Source organism: Paenibacillus sonchi, assembly GCF_016772475.1.
Lineage (GTDB): Bacteria > Bacillota > Bacilli > Paenibacillales > Paenibacillaceae > Paenibacillus_AQ > Paenibacillus_AQ sonchi.
The window spans coordinates 2,266,050-2,282,384 of record NZ_CP068595.1 but is presented as its reverse complement, the minus strand read 5'-3'; the positions used below and the strand labels follow the sequence as shown (position 1 = coordinate 2,282,384).

At 55.7% G+C, this 16,335-nt stretch carries 9 protein-coding genes and 5 pseudogenes; 3 read left to right on the top strand and 11 right to left on the bottom strand.

The genetic code is table 11. The features are described 5' to 3' along the window. Positions 1–71: 71 nt before the first annotated feature. The 7 genes and pseudogenes from JI735_RS10515 to JI735_RS10485 form a co-directional block, all read right to left on the bottom strand. The gene (locus JI735_RS10515) at positions 72–1,025 is read right to left on the bottom strand and encodes an MBL fold metallo-hydrolase (protein WP_233476335.1); all 954 of its coding nucleotides are present in this window, start codon (positions 1,023–1,025) and stop codon (positions 72–74) included. 566 nt (positions 1,026–1,591) lie between these two features. Next, on the bottom strand, positions 1,592–2,038 hold the full coding sequence (locus tag JI735_RS10510; RefSeq protein ID WP_039832298.1) for a hypothetical protein: 447 nt from the start codon (positions 2,036–2,038) through the stop codon (positions 1,592–1,594). A gap of 176 nt (positions 2,039–2,214) precedes the next feature. Continuing rightward, positions 2,215–3,136, bottom strand: a pseudogene (locus JI735_RS36865) (ABC transporter ATP-binding protein). Next, positions 3,108–4,123: pseudogene (locus JI735_RS10500) on the bottom strand (ABC transporter ATP-binding protein). Before JI735_RS10500 ends, JI735_RS36865 begins: the two co-directional pseudogenes overlap by 29 nt. Before the next feature lie 16 nt (positions 4,124–4,139). Continuing rightward, positions 4,140–4,985: an ABC transporter permease gene (locus tag JI735_RS10495; RefSeq protein ID WP_202677365.1), complete on the bottom strand. Its 846-nt coding sequence runs from the start codon at positions 4,983–4,985 to the stop codon at positions 4,140–4,142. Positions 4,986–4,989: 4 nt separating this feature from the next. Beyond that, positions 4,990–5,940 carry an ABC transporter permease gene (locus JI735_RS10490; protein WP_039832308.1) on the bottom strand — a complete coding sequence of 317 codons (951 nt, stop codon included), beginning with the start codon at positions 5,938–5,940 and terminating at the stop codon, positions 4,990–4,992. A gap of 82 nt (positions 5,941–6,022) precedes the next feature. Beyond that, positions 6,023–7,638: pseudogene (locus tag JI735_RS10485) on the bottom strand (ABC transporter substrate-binding protein). A 286-nt stretch (positions 7,639–7,924) separates the two neighbouring features. Between JI735_RS10485 and JI735_RS10480 the strand changes: the two are divergent. The 3 genes and pseudogenes from JI735_RS10480 (at position 7,925) to JI735_RS10470 (ending at position 10,876) form a co-directional block, all read left to right on the top strand. Next, a complete protein-coding gene (locus tag JI735_RS10480) occupies positions 7,925–8,869 on the top strand; it encodes a glycosyltransferase family 2 protein (RefSeq protein WP_202677364.1) in 945 nt (314 codons plus the stop codon). Between the two features lie 8 nt (positions 8,870–8,877). After that, complete coding sequence (locus tag JI735_RS10475; protein WP_202677363.1) at positions 8,878–9,552, top strand: glycosyltransferase; 675 nt, start codon at positions 8,878–8,880, stop codon at positions 9,550–9,552. An 81-nt stretch (positions 9,553–9,633) separates the two neighbouring features. Continuing rightward, a pseudogene (locus JI735_RS10470) lies at positions 9,634–10,876 on the top strand (MFS transporter). Between the two features lie 263 nt (positions 10,877–11,139). Here the strand turns inward: JI735_RS10470 and clpB are convergent. The 4 genes and pseudogenes from clpB to JI735_RS10450 form a co-directional block, all read right to left on the bottom strand. Continuing rightward, entirely contained in the window at positions 11,140–13,785 is a 2,646-nt protein-coding gene (gene clpB / locus JI735_RS10465; protein WP_202677362.1) for an ATP-dependent chaperone ClpB, read from the bottom strand. An 8-nt stretch (positions 13,786–13,793) separates the two neighbouring features. Next, complete coding sequence (locus tag JI735_RS10460; protein ID WP_202677361.1) at positions 13,794–14,069, bottom strand: hypothetical protein; 276 nt, start codon at positions 14,067–14,069, stop codon at positions 13,794–13,796. Positions 14,070–14,454: 385 nt separating this feature from the next. After that, positions 14,455–15,441, bottom strand: coding sequence for a DnaJ C-terminal domain-containing protein (locus JI735_RS10455; protein WP_039832316.1), 987 nt, complete (start codon positions 15,439–15,441; stop codon positions 14,455–14,457). Positions 15,442–15,847: 406 nt separating this feature from the next. After that, positions 15,848–16,314: pseudogene (locus JI735_RS10450) on the bottom strand (Hsp20/alpha crystallin family protein). Between the last annotated feature and the right edge of the window lie 21 nt (positions 16,315–16,335).

Below are 16,335 nucleotides of genomic sequence, written 5' to 3'. Positions count from 1 at the left end.
GGGTATGGATATCCGCAGCGGTGGCAGACGAAGCACGACAGGAAGCCCGGTACCGGGGCTGTAGTCTAACGCTACCCAGGCCGCACGTACTCTTTCGGGCTGGGCCATGAGCACCGATTGCAGAGGATGTCACCGCAACGGTTCCCGAGAGATGGCGGCCTGACCCACTGTAGCGCTGCCTTCGGCAGAGCCGGCAGTTTCACCGGTTCCACAGAGCTCCCGCTCCAGGAGTTCCTGATTGCTGCGGTGAAATTTACGCATATTGCGGGGAAGGCACAGCCCGCTATAAGGCGGTCTGCCGCAGCCTGGTCCCCGGCTGCGACAGCTGCCCGCAGGCTGCGGATGTAGCCCAGTCCCGCTACCCTGCGGCACTCGATCTCCAGCAGACTCTCGGCCGCCTCCCCATGTCCGGGGATCAGCAGCGGAACAGGATGCCGGGCTATGATCTGCTCCACGCTGTCCAGAGTAGCTTCATAGGCAGTGCTGCTGTCATAAATATAAGGAAACTCCACATCCGATAAATAGTCTCCGGCAATGAACAGTCCGTGTGAATCCACCACCGTAAACAAACCGTCATCAGTATGACCGGGTGCAATATAACCCGTAAGCCGCAGCTCCCCAAATACCATCTCCTGACCATCCCGCTCCATAATATGATCCACTATAGGGTAGGCAATGGCATAAGGCCTTCTCAGGTAGTAACCATCATCAAAGGCGCGAATCTCTTCCAGAATCGTTTCCCGCGCTTCCAGGCTTTTGTCTGCAAAACCTCTGCTTGCAATAATCTCCGCCTCCGGGAAGGCCCCATACCCGATAATATGATCAAAATCAGAATGAGTGAACAGCAGCAGCAGACGTTTTCCGCCAAGGATGCCGCTGACATATTGACGAATCTCCTCTACCTCGCGCGGCAGCCAGCAAGGATCAACGACCAGCACATGTTCAGCACTCTCAATAACCAGTGAATTGGTCTCGTAAAGCTCACTCTGGAACAAGGTAATTTCACTGCGCTTCCACTTCAGCACTTCGTTCCCCCCTTGTCTTTTAACTGTTACCCCGAACTGCATCCCCCTATTGAAACTGCGAACCTGAAGTGGAAAAAGGAAACCTAAATCGGGCAACTTCCAGCCGACAAGAGCTATAGTGGGAAAAAGTAGAACTAATTTGCTTCAAATGACCCATATTAGCTGAAATCCCCTGAAATAGGTGGAGAAAATCCCACTCAGAACCTCTGCAACGGCAAATTCAAATGAATTAGTTATACTAATTCCACTTAATCCCGCCCGGCTTCTAACAGTCCTTCCGCTTTTCCGTTTCTTATCATACGTCTATTGTACGGTGTGCGTTTCAGACGGTAACAGATTTACACAGCCAACTTACGGCTAACAACAGAACTAATATACAGCCAATCGCCGAGCCAACATACAGCCACAACAAAATCAACATATAACCAACGGACACAACCTGTTGCCCAAGACTACAACGGAGAAACCGCCAGCGGTAAACCAGTACCAGGAAAGACCTACACTTCCCTGCGCAAAAACTGCCCCGCTGGCGCAAAGCCGGCGGGGCAGTTCATCTTCACATTCAATTATCTCCGGATAGGTTCAATCCGGTATACGCCAGTGCCATCTGTGCCCGAAGGGCCGCCTGTAATCCGCCAGCCGAAGGAGAGCACGGATTCCAGTCTTTTATGCTCAGGCTCAGTCAATGTCACTTCCGCCGCTTCCTTGCCTTCCTCCAGCTCCAGCCCGGCCTCCTTGCCGAGGGCAACGAAAATCCAGCTGCGGATGCCGCGAATCGTATTGTACTTGATCTGGTAGCCTTGCGTCACCGCCTGCCGGAACACTTCCGGCTGCTCACCCGCAAGATGGGTCAGCTGGGCATAATCAAACTGGTATTCACTCTCATCTACCGGCAGCTCGCCTGCCTCTACTCTGCGGAGCAGTTCCTCATCGGACCAGCCGAGGGAGCGGAGTGATTCTACCAGCAGCGCATCCCACTGCGACAGCTTTACCTTGCTTAGCGTCTCTGTCATTTCAAAACCTCCCATTTTACCTTCTCTTTCGTCCCTGTCATCTCAAAACCTCCCACTATGGTTGTGCATGGTGCGGCTATGCTTAGTGACCAGCCACATAGTAACCGGGCTTTACTTCCTTGAGCACTGCCTGGGATTGTACATTGGTGCTGATTAAGCTCAGCCGAGAGCCACACTCAGTCAACAGCCACATAGTGGCCGGGGCTAACTTCCCTGAGCGCTGCCCGGGCATCCGCACCTCCGGAATAACCTTCCAGCCTGATTCTCCGGCTGCCCTTGTGCGGGTCAGTCTCCAGTATAGAGGACAGCAATGTTTTGGTGTAGGGATGAAGCGGATTGTCGTACAATTCATCGCTGTCCGCCACCTCAACCAGGCGTCCGGCATACATGACGCCGATGCGGTCCGAAATATGCCGGACCATCGACAGGTCATGGGCAATGAACAGATAAGTCAGTCCGAACTCCGACTGCAGATCCTCCAGCATATTAACAACCTGGGCCTGAACAGACACATCCAGTGCCGAAATCGGCTCGTCGCAGACGACAAATTCCGGCCGGACCGATAATGCCCGCGCAATGGAGATGCGCTGGCGCTGCCCGCCGCTGAACTCATGGGGAAAACGGTACAGATGCTCTCTCTTCAGTCCTACCCGTTCCAAAAGCGCCGCCGCCGCTTCCTTGCGCTCTTCCCCTGGTAGATGCCGTGGATTTTCATCGGCTCGCTGATCAGCTCCAGCACATTCAGACTCGGATTCAGCGAAGAATACGGGTCCTGAAAGATCGATTGAATGCGGCGGCGGAAAGGCTTCAGCCCCTTCTCCCCAGCTTGCCGAGCGGCTGTCCATCGAAGAACACTTCTCCGCCAGTATAGTCGTACAGCCGGAGCAGGCAGCGCCCGACCGTAGACTTCCCGCTGCCGGATTCGCCCACCAGCCCGAAGGTTTCCCCTTGGCGGATCTGGAAGCTTACGCCATCGACTGCTTTTACTACAGCAGTATCGCGTCCGCGCAGATCCTTGCCTTTGGAGAAGTGCTTCTGGAGGTTATTCACATCCACCAATACTTTGCTCTCACTCACCGGAAGTCCTCCCCTCGGCATATGCCGCCGCCTGATTCTGCGTACCCTCGGCCAGCCAGCACATGGAGCGGTGGCCTGCAGCGTGCTCTACGACAGGCGGGCGTTCACTGCAGCGGCCAAAAGCATGGGGGCAGCGCTCCATGAACGGACAGCCGGGCGGCGGGTCGAGCAGATCGGGCGGTGTGCCTTCAATCGGAATCAGCCGCTCGCGCGAGCCTCCGCCGCGCTTCGGAATGGAGCGCAGCAGGCCTTGGGTATACGGATGCTGAGGCCGGTAGAAGATATCCTCTACCGTACCCTCCTCCATAATCAGCCCGCCGTACATGACAATCACGCGGGTGCAGACCTGCGCCACCACTCCGAGATCATGCGTAATCAGCGCAATCGCCGTTTCGGAATTTTCTTTGAGCTCCTTGAACAGGTCCAGAATCTGTGCCTGTATCGTGGCATCCAGCGCCGTTGTCGGCTCATCGGCAATGAGCAGCTCCGGCTGGCAGGACAGCGCCATGGCGATCATTACCCGCTGCCGCATTCCGCCGCTGAATTCATGCGGATACTGCTTCAGCCGCTGCTCCGGGTGCTGGATGCCTACCTGGCGCAGCAGCCTGGCCGCTTCGGCAAACGCCGCTTCTTTGTTCAGCCCGCGGTGCCTGCGGATGACCTCCGTCAATTGCTGGCCGATTTTTTTTACCGGATTCAGCGAGGTCATCGGGTCTTGAAAAACCATCGCGATCCGGTTGCCGCGCAGACTCCGCCACGCTTTCTCTGAAAGTCCGGTCAGACTCTCGCCGCGAAACCCGATATTCCCGGCTGTTATGCGGCCCGGAGGGGTAATCAGCGACATGATCGCTTTGGCCGTGACGCTTTTGCCGCTGCCGGATTCCCCGACAATACCTACCGTTTCACCGGCATCTATATGAAAGCTGACCCCCGGACGGCCTGGTTCTCCCCATCCCGGGTCGCGAACGAAACCTGTAAATTCTCTACAGACAGCAGCCGCTTTGTCATGATGTCTTCACTCTCCCTATCTCCGCATCAGCTTCGGTTCAAAGCCGACACGCAAAATGTCACCCAGCACATTAAAACTCAGCACAGTCAGCAGGATCAAAAGACCCGGAAACAGCGCCAGATAAGGCGCCTGGGCAATATAGCCCTGGGCGCTGTTCAGCATGCTGCCCCAGGTCGCATCCGGCGGCTGCACCCCGAAGCCGAGAAAGCTCAGCGACGATTCCATCATAATCGCCGAAGCGATATTGTTGGTCGCACCTACGATAATGACCGGCACCAGGCCGGGAAGAATATGCCGCCAGATAATGCCGGAGGCACTTTGGCCTGAGGCTTTGGCGTACAGCACATATTCGCGTTCCTTGATCGTCATGGTCTCGGCCCGGACGACCCGGGCTACGTTCATCCACATCAGGAGGGCAATAATAATGATAATGTTGCCGACGCTTGGCTTCAAATACACGCTGAGCAGCAGCAGAATCAGAAAGGACGGGATCGACAGGACCACATCCACCATCCGCATCAGCAGATTATCCAGCCAGCCGCCAAAGTAGCCGCTGAGTACACCAATCGTTACTCCAATCCCGGTTGCCACGATCATTGAAGCGAAGCCGACCAAGAGGGAGATGCGCCCGCCATACAGCGCCCTCGCCAGATAATCGCGGCCATAGTCGTCCGTTCCGAACCAGTGTCCGGCACCGGGCGGCGTGAGCCGGGCCATGGCGTCCATCGCATTCGGATCATAGCCGGACAGAAAGGCAAACACTGCCCCAAGCGTGAAGACTGCCAGAATCAGCACAGCGGCGGCACCCAGACCGTTGGCAAACAGCTCGTCTTTTACATTTTTCCATTTACTGCGGTTCATGAGGTCACCCCTTAAGTTTGATTCGTGGGTCTACGAAGCTGTAAAGTATATCCGCCGCCATATTGCCAAAAATCAGCATCAGCGAAGAGAACAGGGTAATCCCCATGATCACCGGGTAATCCATTCCCTTGACCGCCGTCATGCCCAGCGAGCCAATGCCCGGCCAGGAAAAAACCGTCTCCGTCACGATGGCGCCCGCCACCAGATCGCCCATGGACATCCCCAGCAGCGTAATGACCGGAAGCAGCACATGCTTCATGACATGGCGGAACAGGATCGTCGACTTTTTGGAGCCGAAGGCATACTGAATCTGCACATACTCCTCCTTCAGCTGCCCAATCGTACTGGAACGGATATAGCGCAGATACCCGGCGAGGAACCCAAAAGCCAGCACCGAGCAGGGCAAAATCCCATGCTTCAGCACATCCGCTGCGGATTCCACACCAATCGTGCGCATTCCCATGCTGGGAAGCAGGTGCAGCTTGATGGCGAACAGATATATCAGCAGAATCGCCAGCCAGAATAAAGGAATGGAGATGCCGACATAGGAAATAAAATTAATCAGCTTGTCGGCCCAGCGGTTGCGGTTCGCACCGGCAATCAGGCCGAGCGGAACCGCCAGCAGTACAGCCAGCGCAATTGCGCTGCCCATCAGACCGGCTGTTGCCGGCAGACGCTCCAGAATTTGCCCGAGCACAGGCTGGTGATTAACCAGGGAATACCCGAAGTTCCCTTTAGCCATTTCTTTCAGCCAGATAAAATATTGAATATAGGCCGGTTTGTCCAGTCCCAGGTTATGACGGATACGCTCAATGTCATCCGCATGCATATTCGGTGTAACAAAAGACAGCACCGGATCTCCCGGCGCCAGCTTGATCATGGTAAAGCACACTACCGACACAAAAAACAGCATCGGCAGTGTTTGCAGCAATCTTCGGACGATGAGTTGTCTCATACGCAGCTTCTCCCGCTCTTGATCGGCAAAAAATAAGCCGGGCGGCCCAGCTTATTTTTTCCCGCACTTATTTTCCCCGCGCTTATTTCTGGTAGATCTTGGACAGGTCTTCGAAAATAACAACAGGCTTCAGCACCGCTTCTTCAAGACCGCCATAGTTCTTGGATACAGCGACAACGGTTTTGGTATAAGCAATTGGATAGATCGGCGCATCCTGGGCGACGAGCTCCTGCGCTTTTTTGTAAATTTCCGCACGTTTGGCTGTGTCGGCTTCACCCGCACCTTCATTCAGCAGCTTGTCGACTTCCGGGTTTGCATAATGCGAATAGTTCGAAGACGCTCCGGAGGTGAACAGAATGCGGTAAGCATCCGGATCATAGCCCATAATATAGCCGGTCAGGGCCAGTTCATAATCGGTGGATTTCAGGTCGATGAACTTCTGCACCCAGGCAGAGGAATCCATATTCTGCAGTTCAACCTCCACGCCGATTGCCTTCAGCTTCTGCTGCACGTACAGCGAGATGGCTTCCTGCGCCTTGTTGCCGCTCTGTACGATAAATCTCAGCTTCAGATTGCTGACTCCTGCCGATTGCAGCAGTTCTTTGGCCTTGGCTGGATCATTATCGTAGGTAGGCACATCGTTAGTGAAGTATAGTGCATCCGGGGTCAGGAAAGACTTGGCCGGATCGGCATATTCGCCCGAAGTGTAGGCGGTCTGAATAATTTCATCACGGCTGAGCGCCAGTGACAGGGCTTGACGGACTTCTTTTTTGGCCAGGGCACCGGTATCACTGTTCGCATTGAACATGAGATAGGACAAGCGCCCTTCGGCGTAAGGCAGGATTTCAAAGTTGTTGGTAGCTTGAATGGTGCTTACATCCTTCGGATCCAGGTACTGCACGTTAATCTCGCCATTCTGCAGGGCCAGGTTCGCGGCATTCGTATCCTTGGCAATCCGGTAAGTGACCGAATCCAGGTGCGGCTTGCCGCCGAAGTAGTTGTCGAAACGTTCCAGCGTCAGATATTCGCCTGCCTTGTATTCTTTGAATTTGAAGGGACCGGAGCCCACCGGAGCAGCATTTTTGGTGCTTTTCTCAATATCAGCCTCGTTCTCAAAAATATGCTTGGGAATCGGAGTTACCTGCACCAGCGTAGCTTCAAAGGCCGGGCTGACCTGCGGCAGCTTGAATTCCACAGTGAGATCGTCCACCTTCGTGGCTGTGACCGGTTTGTCGTTAATCAGGAAGTTGGCCCGCAGGAAGCTGTTCTGCTTCTCATCCAGAATCTTCTCGATCGTGAACACTACGTCATCGGCTGTAAGCTTCTCCCCGTCATGCCAGGTAAGTCCGCTCTTCAGCTTCAATGTATAGGTAAGATTATCGGCAGATGGTGTCAGGCTGTCCGCCAGATAAAAGGTTTTCTTCCCATTGTTGACCTGGAACAGCGGCGCGTACAGCGCCTGGTCAATGGTCAGGCTGACACGGTCGCCCGCATAATTCGGATTGAGCACTACCGGATCGGCTGCAACTCCGATAATCAGGCTTCCTCCATCTTTCGGCCCTTCGCCCGCAGCCGGCTGCTGTGATTCCGCAGGTGTACCGCTTGCTGCCGGTGATGCTGCGTTATTCCCCCGGAGCATGCACTAATCAAAAATGTTAACAATACTATAGCTATAACCCCAGATAACCCTCTACGCATATCTCTCTCCTCCATTGTCTATGAGCAGCTTCACTCTTTGTTTTTGAATTATATATCGGAATACTAGGAATTACAATGGTTTGGAATTAACATAACTGTAACAGGCAGGAAACCGGCCTGCGGGCCCTTAGAGGCCTTCCACTCCCATGGGCGGTGCTAAACAACCTTCCACCCGCAGACCCAATCTTTTACCGGATTCCCGCTAAAATAAGGGTTAGTCCAGTACTTCTGTAAATATATTGAATACATATAAACATTACACCTCTTTGTACTGGAGTGGACCATAATGAGCGAGAGCAAGAAGCGGGTGCTGATCGGCAGCCCGATTCACCAAAAGCCGCAGATTCTGCAGGAGTTCCTGGACTCCCTGCTGCGCTTGCGGCGCGAGGGTCTGGAACTGAATTTCTATCTGATCGATGACAACGACGAGGAAGAATCCAGCCGCCTGCTCGGTACCTTCGCAGCCAGCGGAAATGAAGTCTTCCTCCAATCCTCCGGGCTTCATGATGCCTATATCCGCAACGATACCACCCATTTCTGGAATTCGAACCTGGTCTGGAAGGTGGCGGGCTTCAAAAACCTGATGATCCGGCGGGCCGAAGCCTTCGGCTACGATTACCTGTTCCTGATCGATTCCGATCTGATTCTGCATCCGGACACCCTCCTGCATCTGATCGGAACCGGCAGGGATATTGTTTCCGAGGTGTTCTGGACACAGTGGCAACCGGGAACTATACTGCAGCCTCAGGTCTGGATGCATGATGAATACAATCAATGGGATGCAGAGCCGGGCGAACAGCTCAGCCAGGAAGAGATCAATCGCAGATTCCATGCATTCCTGGCCAAACTGCAGGTGCCGGGCATTTATGAGGTCGGCGGGCTGGGTGCCTGCACCCTGATCAGCAGCCGGGCCATTGCTTCAGGCGCAAGCTATGACCGGATCCGCAATATCTCTTATTGGGGCGAGGACCGCCACTTCTGCATCCGTGCCGCCGCTCTGGGTATCCCGCTGTATGTGGATACCCATTATCCCGCACTGCACCTGTACAGAGACAGCGACCTTGACAAGGTGCCGGATTTCATCCGGCTCACGACGGAGGCTGAGGCCCGGCAGCGCCTGAGCAAGGACCCGCTGCAGCAAGAGGAGACAGGCGGCCAAAAAGCCGGCCGGGCCGCGGCTGAATTTGCCGCAGCTTTTACAGAGCGGGGCACTCCCCCCGGCCGAAGCTGACCTTAACCATGGTGGCCAAAAATGAAGGCCGGCGCTTCCTGCGGCAGGTTCTGCAGATGCACCGCAAGTACATCGACGAGGCCGTTATCATTGACGATGGCAGCACCGATGACACGGCTGATATCTGCCGCGAGGTTCTGCAGGGTATTCCGCTGCGCCTTGTGCGCAACAGCGTCTCCAAGTTCAGCAATGAAGCCGAGCTGCGCAGGCAGCAGTGGGAGGAGGTTGTGAAGAGCGATCCTGAATGGATTCTCAATCTGGATGCGGATGAGATTTTTGAAGACAGGTTTGCCAGTGATATCGACAGCCTGCTTCGTGAAGAGAGCTGTGACCTGTTCTGCTTCCGGCTGTACGATTTCTGGGACGACCGGCATTACCGTGAAGATGAGTACTGGCGCTCCCATCTGCGGTACCGGCCTTTTCTGCTCCGCTACCGTGAAGATTTCAACTTTGCGTGGAATGATCTTCCGCAGCATTGCGGGCGGCTGCCGGAGAATATTTTTGAGCTTCCCCATCTGTTAAGCAATCTGCGGCTGAAGCATCTGGGGTGGTCCAAGGCGGAATACCGGCTGGATAAATATCTGCGCTATATGCTGCATGATCCCGATGGGCAATACGGCTGGAAAGAGCAATATATGTCCATTCTTGATCCGCATCCAAATTTGGTTCCTTGGACAGAGTGAACGGTGGTATAATGAGCCTCATGCGGTTTGACCCTTAATCCGGCGCACTTAAACTTCAGGAGGTACATTTTGAAAGCTGACCTGTCTCTTAATTCCGCTTCATCCAAACGCAATTATACGCTGCAGCTGCTGACCGTATTCATCGGCTTTCTGGTCTTCGGCTTTTCTGAAAATATCAAAGGTCCTGCCATTCCGCGCATCCAGAGCGATCTGCGGCTTGATGAGATGCAGCTGGGCACTCTGCTGTCCCTGAACTCCCTTGGGTATCTGCTGGCGTGCACGTTTACCGCCCTGCTGATCCGCAAGATCGGCATCAAGGCAGTCAGCCTGCTCTCCTTCGGTTCCATGGCCATATCCGGTGTGTTCATCTTCCTCTCCCATAGCTATCCGGCGCTGTCAGGATCTTTTTTCCTGATGTATATCGGCAATGGTATGCTGGAGATCGGGCTCGCCGTGCTCGGGACAAGAATCTTTGTAAAAAATACGGGAACCATGATGAACCTGTCCCATTTTTTCTACGGCCTCAGCTCAACAGTTGCTCCGCTGCTCTCTTCCGGATTGATGACCGTGACGGTATTCGGCCACCTGCTGGATTGGCGCGGCGTGTACCTGCTTATTCTCATGCTGTCGGTGATTCCGATGCTTCCGGCTTTTCTCGGCAAATTTCCGGGGACACCACCCTGTCGGAGCATCGTATCCCCTCTCGTCGATCTCCCGTGATCCCGTAATTTGGCTGATGGTCGCCATACTATCCTTCGGTGTCATTTCGGAACTGGCCGTTGGCGGCTGGCTGGTCAATTTCCTGGAAAAAGCCTACGGCTGGGAAACGCCGGCTGCTGCCGGCATGCTGTCTGCGTTCTTTCTCTGCTTCACGCTCGCCCGGCTTGTGCTCGGCCCTCTGACGGACAAGATCGGTTTTGCATTGTCGCTGATTCTGTTCTCTGCCTTCACGGGCATCTGCACCTTCGCTGCGATCCTGGCAGGAGAACCCGGAGCTGTCCTGTTTGCCGTCGCCGGCCTCGGCATTGCGCCGATCTACCCGACAGTTATGGCGCTGATCGCCGACCGCTACCGCAATGGAAGTGATACGGCAATCACCTTCGTTGTCACCCTTATCGGTGTAGCCAGCGTGCTGGGCAATTACTTCATCGGTGCGATCACTGAGTGGATCAAGCAGGTGTTCTCCTCCGGACAAGAGGACGGCATCGGGCTGCTGCGCGGACTGCAGGCTGGCTACAGCTTCATTGGGCTATGCGCCCTGCTATGTTCCCTTTCGGCTTATCTGCTGTACCGCCATTTGAAGACAAGAGGCCAGCTGATGTAGGCAGTTGATAGCTTAATGGACACAAGTAGAAACGGCTACGCCGTCCTTTTACAGGACGGTATCGTTTCAGCGAGAAATATAAGGATAATTTATTACGTGAAGCATATAAACTCTTATATTTAAATAAATAAGCGCCCCGGCCTTACGGCTTGCGGGCGCTTGTTGGTGTGGAGCATATACCCCTTACGAGAGGGCTTAGTTAGCCGTCTAACTGTCTTCCGTATAATTATTTCGGCTCTGAAAGTGCAGCCTTTTAGGGTGCGTTATTGCACAGAACCAAGTGCCTCCGCAGACTTCGGATGTGTAATCGATACAGAGAGTTCCCCTCCCGCTTCGTTGACCTCCATCACTGAGCCTTCTTCCGCCTCACCGGCGATCAGTGCGCGCGCAACACGGGTCTCCAGACTACGCTGGATGAACCGTTTCAGCGGTCTTGCGCCGTATACCGGATCAAAGCCTTCCCTGGCGATAAAACGTACCGCCGCTTCGCTAAGCGCAAGGCCAACGCCGCGCTCAGCCAGACGCACGCGCAGTCCGTCCACCAATTTGACAACAATCTGTTCAATCTCATCCAGTTGGAGCGGCTTGAACATCACAATGTCGTCCACACGGTTCAGAAACTCCGGCCGGAAATGGCCGCTCAGCTCCTTCATGACCCGGTCCTTGACCGCATTCGTAAGCTCCCCGTTGTCATCGGTCCCCTGGATAAGATGCGGCGAGCCGATGTTCGAGGTCATGATGATAATCGTATTCTTGAAGTCTACCATCCGGCCCTGTGAATCGGTCAGCCGTCCGTCATCCAGCAGTTGCAGGAGGATGTTGAACACATCAGAATGGGCCTTTTCCACCTCGTCCAGCAGCACCACGGTATATGGCTGGCGGCGTACCGCTTCGGTGAGCTGGCCGCCTTCCTCATAGCCGACATAACCAGGAGGCGCACCGACGAGACGGGAAACGCTGTGCTTCTCCATATACTCCGACATATCAATGCGGATCATGCCGTCTTCGCGGTCAAAGAGCGATACGGCCAACGCTTTCGCCAGCTCCGTCTTACCTACCCCGGTCGGGCCCAGGAACAGGAATGAGCCAATCGGCCGGTTCGGGTCCTTGATGCCCGCTCTCGCCCGGAGCACAGCATCGGCTACCAGCCGGACAGCCTCCTCCTGCCCGACTACCCGCTCATGCAGCGTATCCTCCAGCCGCAGCAGCTTATCCCGCTCGCCTTCCACGAGTCTGCTTACAGGCACTCCCGTCCAGCGGGACACGATGTCCGCAATTTCCTCTTCGGTCACAGCTTCTCGCAGCAGCCGGCTCTCCTGATCCTGCGACGCCGCCTCCTCCGCTGCCTTGAGCTGCCGCTCCAGATCGGGGATAATGCCGTAGCTCAGCTCGGCAGATTTATTAAGATCGTAAACCTCCTGGGCATCTACCAGGTCCTTGCGGGCCTGTTCCAGCTTCTTTTTCAGCTCACGCAGACCCTGAATGGCCGACTTTTCCTTCTCCCAGCGCGCCGTCATGCCCAGGTGCTTTTCCTTGAGATCGGCCAGCTCACGCTGCAGGGTTTCCAGCCGGCGCTTGCTGGCGTCGTCGGTTTCTTTTTTGAGCGCCGCTTCTTCGATCTCCATCTGCATCAGGCGGCGGGTCACTTCATCCATCTCGCCCGGCATGGAATCAATCTCCGTACGGATCATCGCACAGGCTTCATCGACCAGGTCAATCGCCTTATCCGGTAAAAACCGGTCCGTAATATACCGGTTCGACAATACACCGGCGGCCACGAGTGCGCTGTCATGGATTTTCACCCCGTGATGGACCTCGAAACGTTCCTTCAATCCGCGCAAAATCGAGATCGTATCCTCCACATCCGGCTCGCTGACCAGCACCTGCTGGAAGCGGCGTTCCAGCGCCGGGTCCTTCTCAATATATTTGCGGTATTCATCCAGCGTCGTCGCACCGATACAGTGCAGCTCGCCGCGCGCCAGCATAGGCTTCAGCATATTGCCTGCATCCATCGCGCCTTCCGTTTTGCCCGCGCCGACAATCGTATGCAGCTCATCGATGAAGAGGATGATCCGTCCGTCGCTTTCGCGGATTTCCTTCAGCACCGCCTGCAGCCGCTCCTCAAATTCACCCCGGTACTTGGCCCCGGCGATCAGCGCGCTCATATCCAGCGAAAAAATCGTCTTATCCTTCAGCCCCTCCGGCACATCCTTGCGGACTATCCGGTGGGCGAGCCCTTCGACAATCGCTGTCTTCCCTACGCCGGGCTCCCCGATCAGCACCGGGTTGTTCTTCGTTTTGCGGGAGAGAATGCGGATCACCCGGCGGATCTCTCCATCGCGCCCAATGACGGGATCAATCTTGCCCGCCCGAACCTCGGCCACCAGATCGCGGCCGTATTTCTCCAGCACCTCATAGGTCACTTCCGGCTCACGGCTGGTCACACGCTGATGCCCGCGGATCTCCGCAAGCACCTCCAGCAGCTTGTCGCGCGTCACGCCACGGCTGGTAAACAGCCCGCGCAGCTCCCGGTTCCCGCTGCTGGAATCGGACACCATCGCCAGCACAGCATGCTCCACCGCCACAAATTCATCCTGCATCTGCGCGGCTTCCTTCTCCGCCTGCTCCAGCACAGCGATCAGCGACGGCGATGCATACCGCCGCATTGTCCCTGCCCCGGAGCCGCTGACGCTAGGCTTCCGCTGCAGCAGTGCCTCCGTACCCTGCAGCAGCTCGGGTACGGGTATATTCATCTTCTGCAGCAAACGCGGCAGAAGACCCTCATGCTGCTGGAGCAGCGCCTTGAGCAGATGGAGATTGTCAATCTCCTGATGCCCGGCGGCCGCTGCCAGCGACTGCGCTGCGGCAACCGCCTCCTGCAGCTTTTGTGTTAATTTGTTGAAGTCCATCTCCTTCATCACCTTTCAGTATTTTGCTTGTTCGCCGGCGCTTGGGCGGCCGCCCGCGCCGATGGCAGGCCTGTTTGGGCGGCTGCCGGGCGCCTAACAACGGCATTTTTGCCGTTGTTTCCGCCGATCACGGCTGCGCCGCGCCTAACAACGGCATTTCTGCCGTTGTTTCCGCCGATCACGGCTGCGCCGCGCCTAACAACGGCATTTCTGCCGTTGTTTCCGCCGATCACGGCTGCGCCGCGCCCAACAACGGCACTTCTGCCGTTGTTTCCGCCGATCACGGCCTCGTTGCGCCTAACAACGGCACTTTTGCCGTTGTTTCGCCGATCACGGCCTCGTTGAGCCTAACAACGGCATTTTTGCCGTTGTTTCCGCCGATTACGGCCTCGTTGAGCCTAACAACGGCACTTTTGCCGTTGTTTCCGCCGATCACGGCCTCGTTGAGCCTAACAACGGCATTTCTGCCGTTGTTTCAACCCATCAATAGCCGCCTGTGGCGAATCAAGGTTACTTTTACCTCTCATTTCCTCCCATCGCCCGCCTACACCGAATTCAAAGGTACTTTTACCTCTGATTTCCTCCTATCGCCCGCCTGCGGGACGCCCAACAACGGCACTTCTGCCGTTGTTTCCGTCAAGTCCCGCCGGGCTCGCGCCCGCCCGGCGCTTAGCCCATCGCGGCTCTGCGCCGCGAAGCTCCCGGGCCCTTCCGTCTGGGCCCGGCCTGGAAACTGCCAGCTTCGGCCAGCTGGCGGTACAGCTTTTTCTCCGCCTCGGTCAGCCCGGCTGGAATCACAATCTCTACCGCGAACAGAATGTCTCCGTTCGCGCCATTCGGGCGCTTCAGCCCCTTGCCGGAGAGGCGCAGCGTTTGACCGCCCGCCATCCCGGCCGGGACCTTCAGCTTCACGCTGCTGCCGTCCGGCAGCGGAACCTTGGCTTCGCCGCCGAGCACGCCCTGCCAAGGCGCAATCTCCACAGTGCCGTACAGATCTCCGCCGTCCGGTTCGTAAATGTTATGCGGCAGCAGATGCAGGGAGATCAGCAGATCACCGTCTTGCCCCGCCCCATTCCCGCTGCTGCCGGGAATCCGGATAACCGTCCCCTCAGCAGAACGCGGCGGAATGCTGACGTTCACATCCTTACCGCCCACCTGGACCCGGATGCTGCCGCCTTTATATGCTTGCTCCAGTGAGATCTCAAGCTGCGCCTGCATCGTGCTGCGGGCCTCGCCGAATGGGCTGCCGCTGCCCGAAAAGAAATCAAATCCCGCCCGGTCCGCCGCACCCCGGCTGCCAAAAAACATTCCAAACAAATCATCATCAGGAATACTCCCGCCGAAGGAGGAGCTTCCGCCCCACCCCGCGCCAAAGGACGAATCCCCATACGCCGACGAAGATGCTCCGCTGCGCCGGGTTCCGCCCCTGGCTGCGCCGCCGAAGCCGTAGCGGAGCTCCTCATCATAGGCTTTTCTTTTCTCATTATTGCCCAGCACCTCATACGCTTCTGCCGCTTCCTTGAACTTGGCCTCCGCCTCCGGTGCTTTATTAACATCGGGATGCCACTTCTTGGCAAGCTTCTGGTAGGCTTTTTTAATTTCCTGTTTAGAGGCCTTTTCCCCTACACCCAAAGCTTCGTAATAGTTTGCCGCCAACGGTATCTCCTCCTTTCATAAGCTGAGCCGTATCATCCATCTGTTCTTTATTATTTATTACCCTGTTTTCCGGCCTGATTAAATCGCTGCTTCCGTGGAATCTGCTGCAATACAGATAAATTTCAATTCCGTAAAAAGGCGCACCATAGCCGGAATCCCCACTACAATGCGCCTGTATGATGGTGCTATATGAAAAGCCCGGTGAATCCGCTGTTCCTGCAGGGATCTTAGAGGGAACGGCGCTGGCCGCCGGCCCGGGAAACCCTTTTACCAGCCGATCCAGCCGGACTTGAACCTCCGCTTCTACACTGCGGCGATGCAGCAACGCGCTCCGCTTCCCCCGGAGGCCTGCCGCATAGCGCCGCATTAGCCAAATTCCTGTTTATTGAAGCTTGTAATGAAGCTTTTATTGAAGCTGCTCTCCGGAAGAACCATTATCCTGAATCTCAATGCGTTTGCCTAACGACTTCTGCTGTTTCGGTACGGAGAGGGTCAGCAAACCGTCCTTCAGCGAAGCGCGGATTCCATCCTCGGCAACATCCTGCACATAGAACCGGCGGACATACTCCCCATACCGGCGTTCTCTGCGCACCACCTGATGGTCCTTGTTTTCCTCACTGTTGTCTTCCTTGCGTACCGCTTTGATCGTCAAATAAGGGCTGGCGTAATCGATGTCGATTTCTTCTTTTTGAAGCCGGGCAGTTCGGCCTCAATCAGATACGCCTGCTCGTTCTCTCGGATATCCGTACGGAAGGACATCGTGGAGCTTTTAATGGGTGCAAAAAAATCATCATTGAACACTTCATTCAGGGACTTGGCCAGCACACCAAAAGCATCATCTCTTCGTTTTCCAAAAGGAACCAAATCAAACATTGTACATTCTCCTCTCATTTG